The sequence below is a fragment of the Streptomyces sp. NPDC058955 genome (assembly GCF_042741435.1).
In the GTDB taxonomy this organism is placed as follows: Bacteria; Actinomycetota; Actinomycetes; order Streptomycetales; family Streptomycetaceae; genus Streptomyces.
In genome coordinates this window covers 24,623-39,633 of record NZ_JBHYKM010000074.1, presented here as the reverse complement: position 1 = coordinate 39,633, position 15,011 = coordinate 24,623, and the positions used below count along the sequence as shown (strand labels likewise).

The window sequence follows — 15,011 nt, the reverse complement described above, 5'->3', positions numbered from 1 at the left end:
CGCCCGGGGTCCCCGCCGGCCGGGTCGCTCACCGCTGCGACGGCAGGACGCTGGTCGGGGCCGCGAGGTCGCGGTCCTCGGCGAACTGCCCGCGGCCCTGCTCGCCGAGCCGGCCCAGCCGGACGAGCTGGGTGTCCTGCGCGTCCCGGTCGCCGCCGGCCATGGCGCTGCGCAGGGCGTCCCGGGCGGCGAGCACCTCGGTGCGCAGGGTGGCGGGATAGGAGTCCTGCTCGGCGAAGCGGATCGCGTAGAGCGCGGTGCGGACCGTCGGGTCGATGCCCGGCCACAGGGTCTCCACCCGTTCCGTCGCCGTCCGCATCGCGACGAGGCCCATCGTCTCCCGCGCGTCCTTGACGGCCTCGCCCGCCTTCCGCAGCTCCTCCAGGAGCTCCGGCGGCAGCAGGCCCTGGCCGCCCCGGGAGATGATCCACGCCCCCACCTGGGCACTCCGGGCCCGGGTGCACAGGTCCAGGGTGTCGCGGGCGGTGTCGAGGAAGCCGTCGAGGGACCGGCTCACGGGCTCGCCGCGGCCCAGGGCCGCGAGGTCGTCGGTGATCTCGGTGAGCGCGTCCCGCTCGGCGTGCGTGAGTTCCTGCTTCCAGGTGTCCAGGAACGAGGCGTAGCCGGCCCGGAGGGTGGCCGCCTTCCGGCCGACGGACGCGGAGACCACGCTGCGCCGGAGCCGGGCGCCGTGCTCGTCGCCGGAGCCGATGCGGTACTTCAGGGCGATGGTCCGGTCGGCGTCCAGCCGGACGTACAGGGTGAGCGGCAGGTCGCCCCGGAGCCCTCCGGGCTGCTCGTGGAGGAAGCCGCCGCAGAAGTCGTTGCGCTGCGCGGAGCGCAGGTGGCGGCCCTCCCACAGGTTGAACCGCACGGCGGTGCCGTTGTCGCCGCGGATCTCCAGGTCGTCCACCCGCTGCCATTCGGTCGGGTACGGGGTGCCCCCGGGGAAGAGCACCTTCAGGGTGCCGTCCCGCAGCTCCATGCCGATGGGCTGGGCCGTGACCTGTTCGGCGAGCGCGGTGCCGAAGTCGCTGCCGCAGTTCGAGCAGGCGCTCAGGCCGGGGGCGTTGATCATGTCGCAGCCGGGGCACTTCAGGCCGCCGGTGTCCAGCGGGGTGTCGCAGTCGCCGCACACGGCCGCGGTGGCCGGGTTGTCGTCGCGGCCGCAGGCCGGGCAGGCGACGAGCGCGACGGCGGGGGCGGCGGCGCGCAGCCCGGACAGGTCCGCGGCGCAGACGGGGCAGGTGGCGGTGGACTCGGGGGCGGGCACGTGACAGCCCGGGCAGTCGACGGTGGCCGGGCCGAGCAGCGGGGTGGCGCAGTCCGGGCAGGCGTCGGAGTCGACGGGGATCCGCTCGCCGGTGCAGGTCTCCGACGGGCAGTCGAGGGTGTCGAGGAGCCCGGCCTCCACGGCGGCGCCGTGGGCGACCGCCGTCATGGGGTCCACCGCGTCCGACACCGTGTCCGCGCCGAACAGGTCCTGGAGGCCGCGCCGGACGGCCGGGACGAGGGTGGAACCGCCGACCAGCAGGACCCGCTGGACGTCCTCGGGCGTCGCGCTGTACTCGGTCAGCACCTGCTCGACCGTCTCCCGCATCCTGCGCAGATGGCCGGTGACGAGCTGCTCGAACTCGGCGCGCCGCACCGTCCCCGCCCAGGAACCGCCCTGGCGTCCGAGCGGGGAGAGGACCACCTCGGAGGTGTCCTGCCCGGACAGCTCGATCTTCGCCCGCTCGGCGGCGTTCCGGATCCGGAAGGCGTCGCCCTCCCCGTCGGGTTCCCGGCCGCCGAACCGGTCCCGCAGGTAGCCGTCGAGCACCGCGTCGAAGTCGGCGCCGCCGAGCAGGTTGTCGCCGCCGAGCCCGGCCACCGAGAAGTGGCCGGGGCCGATGGTCAGGAGCGACACGTCGAAGGTGCCGCCGCCCAGGTCGAAGACGAGCACGGTGGCGTACTCCTTGAGCCCGTCCTCGCCCGTCCTGACCCCGAAGGCGTGCGCGGCGGCCGTCGGTTCCTGCACGACCCGCGCCACGTGGAACCCGGCCAGCCGTCCCGCCTCGCGCACCGCGGCGATCTGCGGCTCCGCGAAGTACGCCGGCACGGTGATCACCGCCCGCCGGAACGGCACCCCCGCCGCGTCCTCGGCGTCCTTCCGGAGCCGGCGCAGCAGGACGGCGGAGACCTGCACGGGGGAGAGCCAGTGCGTGCCCAGCCGGACCTGCACCGTACCGTCGGGGCTCTCCCGGACCGGCGGGGCGTCGGCGGGACGCGTCGCCAGCGCCTTCTGGACGAGGTCGTCGTGCCAGCGCCGCCCGATCAGCCGCTTGACCTCCGTGATCACGGAACCGGGCTGCGCGGAGCGCCAGTTGAGGGCCTCCCGCCCGACGAGCAGGCTGCCGAGCGGGTCCACCCCGACGGCCGACGGGGTCGCCTGGCCGCCGTCCCGGTTGCGCAGGACGACGGGGACACCGTCGCGCATCCAGGCCGTGACGGAGTTGGTGGTGCCGAGATCGATGCCGAGGGTCCGGTGCATGAAGGGGCGCTTCCTGATCGTCGTGAGTCCGGCGGAGGCGGGGGGTGGCGGCGGCGCGGGCGGGTCGGTACGGAGGGGACGGAGGGGACGGGGACGTGAGGGGCGGGGACGGGAGGGTCAGTCGGTGCGGCGGGGCCGGCGGGGGCGGCGCGTCCGGCGCACCGACGGCTTGCGGAGCAGCCGCCGCTGCGCGCGGGTGGTGCGCCGCGGCTGGGCGCGTACGGGATCGGCCGCCGGCCCGGATTCCGGTGCGGGGTCGGCCGCGGGCCGGGATTCCGGTGCGGGGTCGGCCGCGGGCTCCGGCTCCGGCGCGGGCCCCGGCACCGACACGACCACCTGCGCCGCCCGCAGGGTGACGGGACCCCGCCGGAAGCCGGTGACCGTCTCCCGCAGCACGGTCCCGCCCGGATGGTCCGGGTGCGGCTCCGTCCCGACGACCCGCATCTCCGCGGGGTCGACGGCCCGGCCCACGACGTCCATCGGGCTGACGTCGTGCCGCTCGAACTCGGCGCGCAGCATCAGGTGGGCCGCGCCGATCTGCTCCCCCAGCGCGAGCGCCGCCGAGGCGGTCTCGCGGGCGGACCGCGCCTCGTGCAGCACCCCGGCCCGCAGGCGCGTGTCGGCGAGCACGTCGTCCAGCGACAGCAGCGCGCCCAGCAGGGCGTGCAGCCGGGCCTCGGCCTCGTCGCGCTTCTCGGACAGCGCGGCGACCCGGCGGCGCAGCTTGTCCAGTTCGGACGGCGGTCCGTCGGCTCCGGCGGGGACGGGATCGGGGCCGGTCATGGGCGCTCCTCGGGGTCGTGGTGCGGCAGCGGCGGGGTGAGCATCTCGGCGACGAGCGCGGCGACGGGTGTGCGGGAGTTCTGGTTGGCCCGGTGGACCAGGGCGTGCCGTGCCGGATCCTTGCGGGCCGCCGCGGCGGACAGCTCCGGGGCCGCCCGCCTGCGGAGGTCCACGGGCCGGGTGCCGGGCGGGGCGTCGGGCAGGAGCTCGTGGAGCGTGGGGCCGAACCAGGGGAGCGGGTCGGGGCCGGGGGAGGTCTGCGGGGTGTCGCCGCCGGTGTTCACCAGAGGGTGTCCTGTCCGGAGTCGGAGGTGCGGGGGAAGGGGCGCTCCCGGCGGAAGAGGGGAGCCCGCGCGGGCACCCCGGCGCGGACGCCTTCCGCGCAGGCGCGGTCGTTCCGGGCCCCGTCGGTGTCGCCGGCCTGCTCGCGGGCCCGGGCCCGGCGCAGGTAGGCGATCTGCACGGCCCGGTCGAGGGCGGGGTCGGCGCCCGTGCGGATCCGGCCCCGGAGGAACAGCCCGATGACGTCCGTCCAGGCCGAGTCGGCCTGGAGGTGCAGGGCGAGGTGGAGGAGCGCCCCGTCGGCCATCCCGGCGACGTCGCCCCGGTCCGGCCCGGGGATCGCCGCCGCCGCGCACAACAGCTCGACCCGGCGCTCCAGTTCGGCGCGGCGGACGAGGAGGACTCCGCGATGCCGGGCGGCCGCGACCTCCAGGACGACCCGGCGTTCCAGGGCGGCGGCGTCCTCCTGGCCGGCGAGGGGGACGGCGCCGGTGCGCGTGGCCGCGACGACCAGGAGGGCCGCGAGCCGGTCGTCGACGAGCTCCGGGTCGTACGCGCCGGCCGGGTCCCCGTGGCGGAGCAGCGCGAGGACGGCGCCCCGGGCCTCGTCGAGGCGTCCGCCGACCGCGGCGGCCACGGCGTGCTCGGTGTAGTGGTTCTCCAGCCACCGCCGGGCCGGCGCGTGGCCCGGATGGCGGCCGAGCAGCCCCCGCACCTCGTCGGCCGGGATGCCGTCCCCCGTGTACGTCCCCCGCAGCGCCTTCTCCAGGTCCGCCCGCAGCTGCTCGTCGAGGCCCGCGAGGGCGGCGGGGTGACCCGGTGTCACGGCCAGGGCGCGCGCGTACCGCCGCCGGCTCTCCCGGGGGTCGGTGGCGGCGGTCCGCTCGCCCTGCCGCACCAGCTCGGCGGTGAGTTCGGCGGCCAGCTCCTCGTCCCCCGGCAGCAGGGCGAGGGCCTGTTCGAGCCCGTCGATCCGTACGAGGGGGGCGTTGTCGCGCCCGGTGCGGCTGCGCCCGACGTTCTTCCCCGCGCGCAGGACGTCGGCCCGCTCGTCGCCGCCGAGGGCGTGCCCGAGCCGTACCGCCGCGCCGAGGTCGGCGAGCGCCTCGTCCCACGCGCCGGCCCGCACGTGGTTCCGGCCCCGGTCCACCAGGGCCCTGCGCAGGAAGGGCGCGGACGCCCGGTGTTCGGGGGCCTCCCCGGTCCAGGTGCCGGGATCGGGGTGGCGGGCGGCGTAGGCCGCGAGGAGGTCGTCCCCGCGTCCGTGGTGGGCGAGTTGCCGGGCGGCCTCCTCGACGGGGACCAGGGCGTGGGGCCCCGCGTCCGTGGGCACGTCGGCGAGGAAGACCGCGCCGATCTGGCACTCGGCCTCCCAGGCCGTGTGCCAGGCGGCGAGCGCGTCCCGCCCGGCCCGGACGTCGTGGGCGCGCAGCAGGTCGGCGACGCGTCCGCGGAGCTGCCGCAGGGCCTGCTCCCAGAGGTCGTCGGGCACGGGTGCGCCCCGCCGCTCCTGGAGCAGCGCGCGGAAGCCGCCCAGGTCCTCCTCCTCCAGGAGGTACGCCCACAGCACGATCACGACCGCCGCGACGCCGGCGTCGGTGTGCCGTCCCTCCCGGGCCAGTTCGCGCAGGGCGCTCACGGCGAGGGCGTGGACGATCCCGGTCTCCGCCCCGTAGGGGGCGTCGGGGCAGCGCCTGACCGCTTCCGGCCAGTTGCCGGCCCGCGCGGCGAGCGCGCCGAGCAGCACGTCGTACCGCACCGCGGCGGGGTCGCCCTCGGGCGCGCCGAACTCGCTCCGGAGCCGGTGGAGAAGCGGCCGCACGATGTCGAACTCGGCGCGCAGAAAGGCATGTACGGCGGCGTCCAGCAGGGATGCGGCCGTGACGGACGGATCGGCCCCACCGGTCGTGTCCACGCGCAAGCTCGTGCCCCCCTCGCTCCGCCCCCGACGCAGCAACAACCACCGTAGGGAGGCGTGTTGGCGAGGTCAACGCACGCCCGGCGGGGCGGTCGACCTTGGCGCGATTTCGACTTGGAGGGGGACCGGACGCCCGGTGCGCCGCCGCGACGGCGGCCCACCGGGCGTCGGGGGCCCCGGCGTCAGATGTCCCGGAAGATCTCGATCTGCGCGCCGATCGAGTTCAGCCGCTCGGCCAGGTCCTCGTAGCCGCGGTTGATGACGTACACGTTCCGCAGGACCGAGGTGCCCTCGGCGGCCATCATGGCGAGGAGGACGACGACGGCGGGGCGGAGGGCGGGCGGGCACATCATCTCGGCGGCGCGCCAGCGGGTGGGGCCCTCGACCAGGACGCGGTGGGGGTCGAGGAGCTGGAGGCGGCCGCCGAGGCGGTTGAGGTCGGTGAGGTAGATGGCGCGGTTGTCGTAGACCCAGTCGTGGATGAGGGTCTGGCCCTGGGCGGTGGCCGCGATCGCCGCGAAGAAGGGGACGTTGTCGATGTTGAGGCCCGGGAAGGGCATCGGGTGGATCTTGTCGATCGGCGCCTCCAGCTTGGAGGGGCGGACCGTCAGGTCGACCAGGCGGGTGCGGCCGTTGTCGGCGGCGTACTCGGCCGAGCGGTCGTGGTCGAGGCCCATCTCCTCCAGGACCGCGAGCTCGATCTCCAGGAACTCGATCGGCACCCGGCGGATCGTCAGCTCGGACTCGGTGACGACGGCGGCGGCGAGCAGGCTCATCGCCTCGACCGGGTCCTCGGAGGGGGAGTAGTCGACGTCCACGTCGATCTCCGGGATGCCGTGCACGGTGAGCGTGGTGCTGCCGACGCCGTCGACGCGGACGCCGAGCGCCTCCAGGAAGAAGCACAGGTCCTGGACCATGTAGTTGGAGGAGGCGTTGCGGATGACCGTCACGCCGTCGTGGCGGGCGGCGGCCAGCAGCGCGTTCTCGGTCACGGTGTCGCCGCGCTCGGTCAGGACGATCGGGCGGCCCGGGGCCACCGCCTTCTCCACCTGCGCGTGGTACAGGCCCTCGGTGGCCGTGACGTCCAGGCCGAAGCGGCGCAGCGCGATCATGTGCGGCTCGATCGTGCGCGTACCGAGGTCGCAGCCGCCGGCGTACGGCAGCTTGAAGCGGTCCATGCGGTGCAGCAGCGGGCCGAGGAACATGATGATGGAGCGGGTGCGGATGGCGGCCTCGGCGTCGATGGACTCCATGTCCAGCTCGGCCGGCGGCACGATCTCCAGGTCCACGCCGTCGTTGATCCAGCGGGTGCGCACGCCGATGGAGTTCAGCACTTCGAGGAGGCGGAAGACCTCCTCGATGCGGGCGACCCGGCGCAGCACGGTGCGGCCCTTGTTGAGGAGGGTGGCGCAGAGCAGGGCGACGCAGGCGTTCTTGCTGGTCTTGACGTCGATGGAGCCGGAGAGCCGGCGGCGGCCGACGACGCGGAGGTGCATCGGGCCGGCGTAGCCCAGGGACACGATCTCGCTGTCGAGCGCCTCGCCGATGCGGGCGATCATCTCAAGGCTGATGTTCTGGTTGCCGCGCTCGATCCGGTTGACCGCGCTCTGGCTGGTGGCCAGGGCCTCGGCGAGCTGCGTCTGGGTCCAGCCACGGTGCTGCCGGGCGTCACGGATGAGCTTGCCGATGCGTACGAGGTAGTCGTCTGCCATGCCGTCACGTTATCTCAAATATGAGATGCGGCGATCATCGGGGTGCGGCAGTCGGGTGACATCTCGTTAGGTATGAGGCTATATGCCCGGTTCGGGCTACGCCGGAAGGTCCAGCGCCGTGGGGTGTCGCGGCTCGTACAGCGGGAGCTCCGTCCCGCTCGGCAGCCGGACCGCCGCGAGCAGCCCCCACCCCTGGTCGCTGATGGCCCGTGAGATCTCCGCGCCCTTGTCCTCCAGGGCGGTGAGGGTACGGGTGAGGTCCTCGCACATCAGATAGACCTCGTGCTTCGGCCCGTCGTCGGCCGGATGGACCGCGATCTCGGCGGGAGGCAGCCGGAAGACCAGCCAGCCCCGCCCCGCGTCCACGTGCGGGAAGCCGACGACGTCCCGGAGGAACGCCCGGTCGGCCTCCGCGTCCCGGGTGTACAGAATCACGTGCGCGCCGCTGAACATGCCCCGATCCTCGGCCCGGCCCCGCCCCCCCGGCAACGCGCGCGCCGCCGGACGGGTGGCCGCCGACCGCAGCCGGTCACCGCCGCTCGGACACCCCCGTCGGGGTGAGCGTCCAGGAGCCGCGCGAGCGGACGTGCAGCAGGCAGGGCTTCCGCGGGGTGACGGCCTCCGCGGTGAACGCGCCCGTCCCCTCGCACAGCAGCGCCCCGGGCCGGAGGTCCGGGCGCAGGGCCCGCAGCGCGAAGGCCGCGCCGTCGTGCTGGGTGATCCGCAGCGGTTCCCGGCCGCCGGGGTGGCGCACCACGTACGAGCCGGCCGACGCGAGCTCGCCGTCCAGGAGCGGGACCGCGTCCGCTGGGTGCAGCCAGATCCGCCAGCCCTTGTCGGTGTGCATCTCCAGATGGATCGTCTCCCGCCCGTCGGCGGGGACCGGCACCACCGCCCGGGTCAGCCGGGTGGCGTGCGGGAGGGGCTGCCGGTCCGGCCCGTCGCCGCGCGGCCCGGTCAGTTCGACCCAGGACCCCTCGGCCCGCTCCAGGTGCACCACCAGCAGCGCGGGCTCGCGCGGATCGGCGCGGCGCAGCTGGACCCCCTTCCGGCCCCGGCTCTCCCACCGCGCCCGCTCCCCGGTGTGCGCGGGCCAGGTCGCGTACGCGTCGCCGGACGGCACCTCGGGAGCGGGCGGAGGCGTGAGCGCACGGCTCCGGGGGCGCGGTTCCGGGGCCGGCTCCGGGGCCCTCAGGCCGCTCTCGATCGGGGGCCGCCCCTCGCCCAGGCGCACGGCGTCGGCCGCGCACACCGCGATCGTCCGGGCCGCGCCGCCGACGGGTGCCCAGCGGACCTCCTCGGCGGCCCGCCCGTGGCGCGGGTCGAAGAAGCAGAGGGGGAGGCGGTGCGGGCGCGGCCGGCCGGCGAGGGCGGCGTCCACGCAGGCCAGTGCGTGCCGCCCGGCGTCGAGGGCGCGCAGCACGTCGGCGGCGTCGCGCAGCGTCCGGTCGCCGACGAAGTCCCCCTTGGCCCGCTCGTACGCGTCCAGCGCCCGCTGGTAGTCGGCGAGCAGGGCGGGGGCGTGCGCCTGGTGGTCGGGGACGAACGGGTGCCCGGCGAGCGCCTCCCCGAACGCGGTGATCTCCGCGTCCACCCGGACCAGCTCGTCGTCGCGTCCGCCGCGCCCCCGGAAGAGTCTCCGGACGGCCCCCGCCATGCCCTCGGTCACCCGCGTGATCGTAGGCGCGGGGCCGTGCCCGCCGGAAGCCCCGCCGACCGGCGGCGTCGACGGGCGCCACGCGAGATCGGGGGGTGCCCAGGCATGACCGACGGGCGGGGATGCACTAGAGTTATCTCGACATCGAGATAACTGCTTACGGCGCACCGTTGCCGCCTGATCGGTAAGGGTTACCTAACTTAGCCTTACCTTAGCGGATCGGCGAGGAGCCGTGGCGGCAGCATGACGGTAGTACGCGCACATTGATGAAGGAGACTGTCGTGTCGGCGAACAGCTTCGACGCCCGCAGCACGCTGCGCGTGGGCGACGAGTCGTACGAGATCTTCAAGCTGGACAAGGTCGAGGGCTCCGCGCGCCTCCCTTACAGCCTGAAGGTCCTCCTGGAGAACCTGCTCCGCACCGAGGACGGCGCGAACATCACCGCCGACCACATCCGGGCCCTCGGCAACTGGGACTCGCAGGCCCAGCCGAACCAGGAGATCCAGTTCACGCCGGCGCGCGTGATCATGCAGGACTTCACCGGTGTCCCCTGTGTCGTCGACCTCGCCACCATGCGCGAGGCCGTCGCGGCGCTCGGCGGCGACCCGGCGAAGATCAACCCGCTCTCCCCGGCCGAGATGGTCATCGACCACTCCGTCATCGCCGACAAGTTCGGCACCAACGACGCGTTCGCGCAGAACGTCGAGCTGGAGTACGGCCGCAACAAGGAGCGCTACCAGTTCCTGCGCTGGGGCCAGACCGCCTTCGACGACTTCAAGGTCGTCCCCCCGGGCACCGGCATCGTCCACCAGGTGAACATCGAGCACCTGGCCCGAACGGTCATGGTCCGCAACGGCCAGGCGTACCCCGACACCCTCGTCGGCACCGACTCCCACACCACCATGGTCAACGGCCTCGGTGTGCTCGGCTGGGGCGTCGGCGGCATCGAGGCCGAGGCCGCCATGCTCGGCCAGCCGGTCTCCATGCTCATCCCGCGCGTCGTCGGCTTCAAGCTGACCGGCGAGCTGCCCACCGGCACCACCGCCACCGACCTGGTGCTCACCATCACCGAGATGCTGCGCAAGCACGGCGTCGTCGGCAAGTTCGTCGAGTTCTACGGTGAGGGCGTCGCCGCCACCTCGCTCGCGAACCGCGCCACCATCGGCAACATGTCGCCCGAGTTCGGCTCCACCGCCGCGGTCTTCCCGATCGACGACGAGACCCTGAACTACCTCAAGCTCACCGGCCGCTCCGAGCAGCAGGTCGCGCTCGTCGAGGCGTACGCCAAGGAGCAGGGCCTCTGGCTGGACCCGAAGGCCGAGCCGGACTTCTCCGAGAAGCTGGAGCTCGACCTCTCCACGGTCGTCCCGTCCATCGCCGGCCCGAAGCGCCCGCAGGACCGCATCATCCTCGCGAACGCCGCCGCGCAGTTCGCCCAGGACGTGCGCAACTACGTCGACTCGGTCGACGAGGCGGGCAAGGAGTCCTTCCCGGCCTCCGACGCCCCGGCCGTCTCCAGCACGGTCCCGTCGAACCCGGTCGAGGTCACCGCCCCCGACGGCTCGACCTACACCCTCGACCACGGTGCGGTGACGGTCGCGGCCATCACCTCCTGCACCAACACGTCGAACCCGTACGTCATGGTCGCCGCCGCGCTCGTCGCGAAGAAGGCCGTGGAGAAGGGCCTGACCCGCAAGCCGTGGGTCAAGACCACCCTCGCCCCGGGCTCGAAGGTCGTCACCGACTACTTCGACAAGGCCGGTCTCACCCCGTACCTCGACAAGGTCGGCTTCAACCTCGTCGGCTACGGCTGCACCACCTGCATCGGCAACTCCGGCCCGCTGCCGGAGGAGGTCTCCAAGGCGGTCAACGACCACGACCTGGCCGTGACCTCGGTGCTCTCGGGCAACCGCAACTTCGAGGGTCGCATCAACCCCGACGTCAAGATGAACTACCTGGCCTCCCCGCCGCTGGTCGTCGCGTACGCCATCGCGGGCTCCATGAAGGTGGACATCACCAAGGACGCGCTGGGTGTCGACACCGAGGGCAACCCGGTCTTCCTCAAGGACATCTGGCCCTCCGAGGCCGAGGTGAACGACGTCGTCGCCAACGCGATCGGCGAGGACATGTTCGCCAAGTCCTACCAGGACGTCTTCGCCGGCGACGCCCAGTGGCAGGCGCTGTCGATCCCGACCGGCAACACCTTCGAGTGGGACGCCGAGTCCACCTACGTCCGCAAGCCCCCGTACTTCGAGGGCATGACGATGGAGACCACCCCGGTCACCGACATCACGGGCGCCCGCGTGCTCGCGAAGCTCGGCGACTCGGTCACCACCGACCACATCTCCCCGGCCGGCGCCATCAAGGCCGACACCCCGGCCGGCAAGTACCTCACCGAGCACGGTGTGGAGCGTCGTGACTTCAACTCCTACGGCTCGCGCCGAGGCAACCACGAGGTCATGATCCGCGGCACCTTCGCCAACATCCGCCTGCGCAACCAGATCGCGCCGGGCACCGAGGGCGGCTTCACGCGTGACTTCACGCAGGAGGGCGGCCCGGTCTCCTTCATCTACGACGCCTCGCAGAACTACCAGGCCGCCGGCACCCCGCTGGTCATCCTGGGCGGCAAGGAGTACGGCTCCGGCTCGTCCCGCGACTGGGCCGCCAAGGGCACCGCGCTCCTCGGCGTCAAGGCCGTCATCACCGAGTCGTACGAGCGCATCCACCGCTCGAACCTCATCGGCATGGGCGTCCTCCCGCTCCAGTTCCCGGCCGGCCAGTCGGCCGACTCGCTGGGCCTGACCGGCGAGGAGACCTTCTCCATCACCGGCATCACCGAGCTGAACGAGGGCACCACCCCGAGCACGGTGAAGGTCACCACCGACACCGGTGTCGAGTTCGACGCGGTCGTCCGCATCGACACCCCCGGCGAGGCGGACTACTACCGCAACGGCGGCATCATGCAGTACGTGCTCCGCAACCTCATTCGCGGATAAGCACAGTCGCGGCTGACCCCGCTGATCCGGTAGCAAGCGGGAAGGGCCCCGCTCCTCGTGACGAGGAGCGGGGCCCTTCCGTGTTCACCGGACCGGTCAGAACATCGCGCCGAAGCCGTTCCAGCCGGAGGTGCCGATCTTGATCCGGCCGGCGTACGGGCTGGTGGTGCTGCCCTTCGCCTTGTACAGCCACAGCGCGCCGGCGCCGTCCCGGGCCACCAGGTCCGCACGGCGGTCGCCGTCCAGGTCGCCGGGGGAGAAGATGTGGTTGTACGTGTTCCACCCGCTGCCGACCCGGGTCCGGGTGGTGAACGGGGTCCGGTAGTTGCCGGTGCCCTTGTAGAGCCACAGGACGCCGTTGCGGTCCCGGGCGACGAGGTCGGCGCGACCGTCACCGGTCACATCGCCCTTGCCCGCGATCTGGGTGTACGCGTTCCAGCCGGAGCCGACGCGGTAGCGCTGGGTCAGCGACGCGTTGCCGTTGCCCAGGTAGTGCCACAGCACGCCGTAGCTGTCGCGGGCCAGGACGTCGTCCGGGGCGCCGCCGCCGGTGTTGCCGGCCGAGACGACACGGTTGTAGATGTTCCAGCCGCCACCGAGGTCGCGGACCGGGCCGCCGCCGGCGAAGTGCAGTCGGCCGTAACGGTTCACGGCGTACCAGCCGTCGGCGTGGTGCCAGCCGTTCTCCTCGACCTGGCCGTCGATGTCGGCCTGGGTGAAGTTCTTGTAGCCCACCCAGTCCCAGCCCTGCAGACCGGCCATCCGCTGGATGGCGCCGCCGCCGACGGGGGTGTAGCCGATGATGTCGCCGTTGGTGTGCCAGCCGTACAGGTTGTTGAGCGCCGCGCCCGAGGCCGCGGCGGTCGAGGCGGCCGCGGTGGCGTTGCCGGAGGACGCGACGTCCGCCTGCTGCGCGGGCTTGGCCGTCGGGCCCGGCTCCGCGGCGACGGCGGCCGTCGTGGTGCCCACCAGGGCGGCGGTCAGCGCGGCGACCGTGACACGGGCGAGCACGCCCGTGCGGTTCAGGCCAGAAGTCTTGGCCACGTAGATCTCCAGATCCATATCGAGAACAGGACAGTACGGACGGCCACCGAACTCGGCCTGGTTCGGCGGGATTTCCCCCGTTTCCGCCCACCCGGCAGCGAGTCCGTACATGACAGGAAGACGGCGCCCGCGCCCCTCCGGTTCCAGCCATCCGGCAACTTCTCTCGGAGCGCGTCCACTTCGCCGGATTTCGATTGGACCATTCATCTTGTGAAGGTGCTCCGGAGGGATGCGCTCCGCCTCGGCGGGGCAGGCTTCCGCCGGAGGGCGCCGGGAAATCCCCGAGGTCTCAACTCGGGAAAGATGCCTGACGAATGCTGCTTTCGATCTTGCTCCGGTCGAGGGAAGTGGACTATACCTGTCGGCGTCCAGCCCGTCGGAAGCCTCCGGCGACGGCCCGACGCCTGCACGACCCAGCTGCAAATGACCGCGGTGGCGGGGCCCTTCGCCCGTTGGCGAGACGAAGTACGGGCGACCGGTACACCGCCTGAGTCCTGAATGAAGGCGAGGACTTGAGCATGGGATCCACCTCCGCCCACTCGAACGAGGGCGGCCTCGGCCGTCGTGATCTGATCAAGCGTTCCGCCGCTCTCGGTCTGGTCTCCGTCCCGGCCATGGGCTTCCTTTCCGCCTGCGCCAGCGGCGGCGGAAAGACCAACGACAAGGTCGAGAAGGGCGTCAAGTCCGACAAGAACCCGCTCGGGGTCAATGAGTCGGCCGAGCTCGATTTCGTCCTTTTCGACGGCGGTTTCGGGCAGCAGTACGCCAAGGACGCGATCAAGCTCTACGAGCAGGCGCACCCCCAGTCGAAGGTGAAGTTCACCCCGACCCAGAAGATCACCACGGAGCTCCAGCCGCGGTTCAACGGCGGCACCCCGCCGGACCTCATCGACAACTCCGGCGCCGAGCAGATGGACATGGGCGTCCTCGTCGGCCAGAAGCAGCTCACCGACCTGACCCCGCTGCTCGACGCGCCCTCCGTCGACGACCCGTCGAAGAAGGTCCGCGACACCCTGCGCCCCGGCATCGTCGAGATGGGCCAGTTCGACGGCGAGCCCTGCTGGATGATCAACTACGCCTACACCGTCTACGGCGTGTGGTACTCGCAGAAGGCGCTGGACTCGCTGGAGGCCAAGTACCCCGAGACCTGGGACGAGATGCTGGCCCTCTGCGAGAAGGCCAAGAAGAAGGGCATCGCGCCCTGGACGTACGCGGGCAAGCACCCGTACTACATCCCCTTCTCGCTCTACCCGATGATCGGCAAGGTCGGCGGCCGCGAGGTCCTCGACGCGATCGACAACCTGGAGCCGAAGGCGTGGGAGCACCCCGCGGTCAAGGCGTGTTTCGAGGCCTACTACGAGCTCCAGCGCAAGGGCTACATCCTCCAGGGCACCCCCGGCCTCGACCACATCCAGTCGCAGACCGCCTGGACCGAGGGCAAGGCGCTGTTCATCCCGAACGGCTCCTGGGTCGAGAACGAGGCCGCGAAGACCATGCCGGCCGACTTCGGCCTCGCGGTCTCCGCGCCGACCGGTCTGGACTCCTCCGACAAGCTGCCGTTCGGCACCCTGTGGGCGGCCGGCGGCGAGCCCTTCATCGTCCCGGCGAAGGCGAAGAACCCCGAGGGCGCGATGGAGCAGCTGCGCATCATGCTCAGCGAGGCGTCCTCCAAGAACTTCACCCAGTCCGTGAAGTCGCTCAGCGCGCTCAACGGCGGCACCGACGGCATCGAGCTGTCCCCGGGCCTCAAGTCCGGTGTCGCGGCGCTGGAGAAGGCCGGCACCAACGTGGTCAACCCCCGCCTCCAGGACTGGTACGTGGCGCTCCAGAAGGAGAAGATCGGCGTCGCCGGCATCGGCGAGATGATGGCCGGCCGCGCCACCCCGGCCGAGACGATCAAGAAGATCCAGAAGTTCGCCGACGAGGCGGCCAAGGACCCGAACATCAAGCACTACAAGCACCAGTGACAGCCGTGGCGGGGGCCCCGCCCCCCCCCCGGGGGGGGGCCCCCGCCCCGCGGGGGCCCCGCGCCCCCCCCGACCCGGGGGGGGGGGGGGGGGTGTTGTTGCACACGACGGAAACGGTT

Annotated in this window: 10 protein-coding genes; 2 read left to right on the top strand and 8 right to left on the bottom strand. The window is 72.9% G+C overall.

Annotation, left to right across the window (positions count from 1 at the left end; genetic code table 11):
- Positions 1–28 precede the first annotated feature (28 nt).
- From ACFW1I_RS25195 to ACFW1I_RS25165, 7 genes are all read right to left on the bottom strand, one after another.
- On the bottom strand, positions 29–2,533 hold the full coding sequence (locus tag ACFW1I_RS25195; protein ID WP_384673923.1) for an Hsp70 family protein: 2,505 nt from the start codon (positions 2,531–2,533) through the stop codon (positions 29–31).
- 117 nt (positions 2,534–2,650) lie between these two features.
- On the bottom strand, positions 2,651–3,316 hold the full coding sequence (locus ACFW1I_RS25190; RefSeq protein ID WP_384673921.1) for a nucleotide exchange factor GrpE: 666 nt from the start codon (positions 3,314–3,316) through the stop codon (positions 2,651–2,653).
- Positions 3,313–3,600 carry a hypothetical protein gene (locus ACFW1I_RS25185; RefSeq protein WP_384673918.1) on the bottom strand — a complete coding sequence of 96 codons (288 nt, stop codon included), beginning with the start codon at positions 3,598–3,600 and terminating at the stop codon, positions 3,313–3,315. Before ACFW1I_RS25185 ends, ACFW1I_RS25190 begins: the two co-directional genes overlap by 4 nt.
- Complete coding sequence (locus tag ACFW1I_RS25180; RefSeq protein WP_384673916.1) at positions 3,597–5,513, bottom strand: hypothetical protein; 1,917 nt, start codon at positions 5,511–5,513, stop codon at positions 3,597–3,599. The genes ACFW1I_RS25185 and ACFW1I_RS25180 overlap by 4 nt, the downstream gene beginning before the upstream one ends.
- Positions 5,514–5,698: 185 nt before the next feature.
- Positions 5,699–7,228, bottom strand: coding sequence for a helix-turn-helix domain-containing protein (locus ACFW1I_RS25175; protein WP_384673913.1), 1,530 nt, complete (start codon positions 7,226–7,228; stop codon positions 5,699–5,701).
- A gap of 96 nt (positions 7,229–7,324) precedes the next feature.
- Positions 7,325–7,681 (bottom strand): VOC family protein, encoded by a 357-nt coding sequence (locus ACFW1I_RS25170; protein ID WP_384673910.1) that lies wholly within the window; start codon positions 7,679–7,681, stop codon positions 7,325–7,327.
- A gap of 76 nt (positions 7,682–7,757) precedes the next feature.
- On the bottom strand, positions 7,758–8,897 hold the full coding sequence (locus ACFW1I_RS25165) for a hypothetical protein (RefSeq protein WP_384673907.1): 1,140 nt from the start codon (positions 8,895–8,897) through the stop codon (positions 7,758–7,760).
- A 269-nt stretch (positions 8,898–9,166) separates the two neighbouring features.
- Between ACFW1I_RS25165 and acnA the strand changes: the two genes are divergently transcribed.
- A complete protein-coding gene (gene acnA / locus ACFW1I_RS25160) occupies positions 9,167–11,881 on the top strand; it encodes an aconitate hydratase AcnA (protein WP_384673904.1) in 2,715 nt (904 codons plus the stop codon).
- A 96-nt stretch (positions 11,882–11,977) separates the two neighbouring features.
- Here acnA and ACFW1I_RS25155 read toward each other — a convergent pair whose 3' ends face one another.
- Entirely contained in the window at positions 11,978–12,925 is a 948-nt protein-coding gene (locus ACFW1I_RS25155; protein WP_384673902.1) for an FG-GAP repeat domain-containing protein, read from the bottom strand.
- A 518-nt stretch (positions 12,926–13,443) separates the two neighbouring features.
- On the opposite strand from ACFW1I_RS25155, the gene ngcE reads away from it, so the two are divergent.
- Positions 13,444–14,892, top strand: a complete 1,449-nt coding sequence (ngcE, locus tag ACFW1I_RS25150) for an N-acetylglucosamine/diacetylchitobiose ABC transporter substrate-binding protein (protein ID WP_384673899.1) — start codon at positions 13,444–13,446, stop codon at positions 14,890–14,892.
- Positions 14,893–15,011 lie beyond the last annotated feature (119 nt).

Bases quoted from the DNA above. Each gene is read 5' to 3' on its own strand.
- ACFW1I_RS25195 (WP_384673923.1), bottom strand. From the start codon at position 2,533: ATGCACCGGACCCTCGGCATCGATCTCGGCACCACCAACTCCGTCACG.
- ACFW1I_RS25190 (WP_384673921.1), bottom strand. From the start codon at position 3,316: ATGACCGGCCCCGATCCCGTCCCCGCCGGAGCCGACGGACCGCCGTCC.
- ACFW1I_RS25175 (WP_384673913.1), bottom strand. From the start codon at position 7,228: ATGGCAGACGACTACCTCGTACGCATCGGCAAGCTCATCCGTGACGCC.
- ACFW1I_RS25170 (WP_384673910.1), bottom strand. From the start codon at position 7,681: ATGTTCAGCGGCGCGCACGTGATTCTGTACACCCGGGACGCGGAGGCC.
- ngcE (WP_384673899.1), top strand. From the start codon at position 13,444: ATGGGATCCACCTCCGCCCACTCGAACGAGGGCGGCCTCGGCCGTCGT.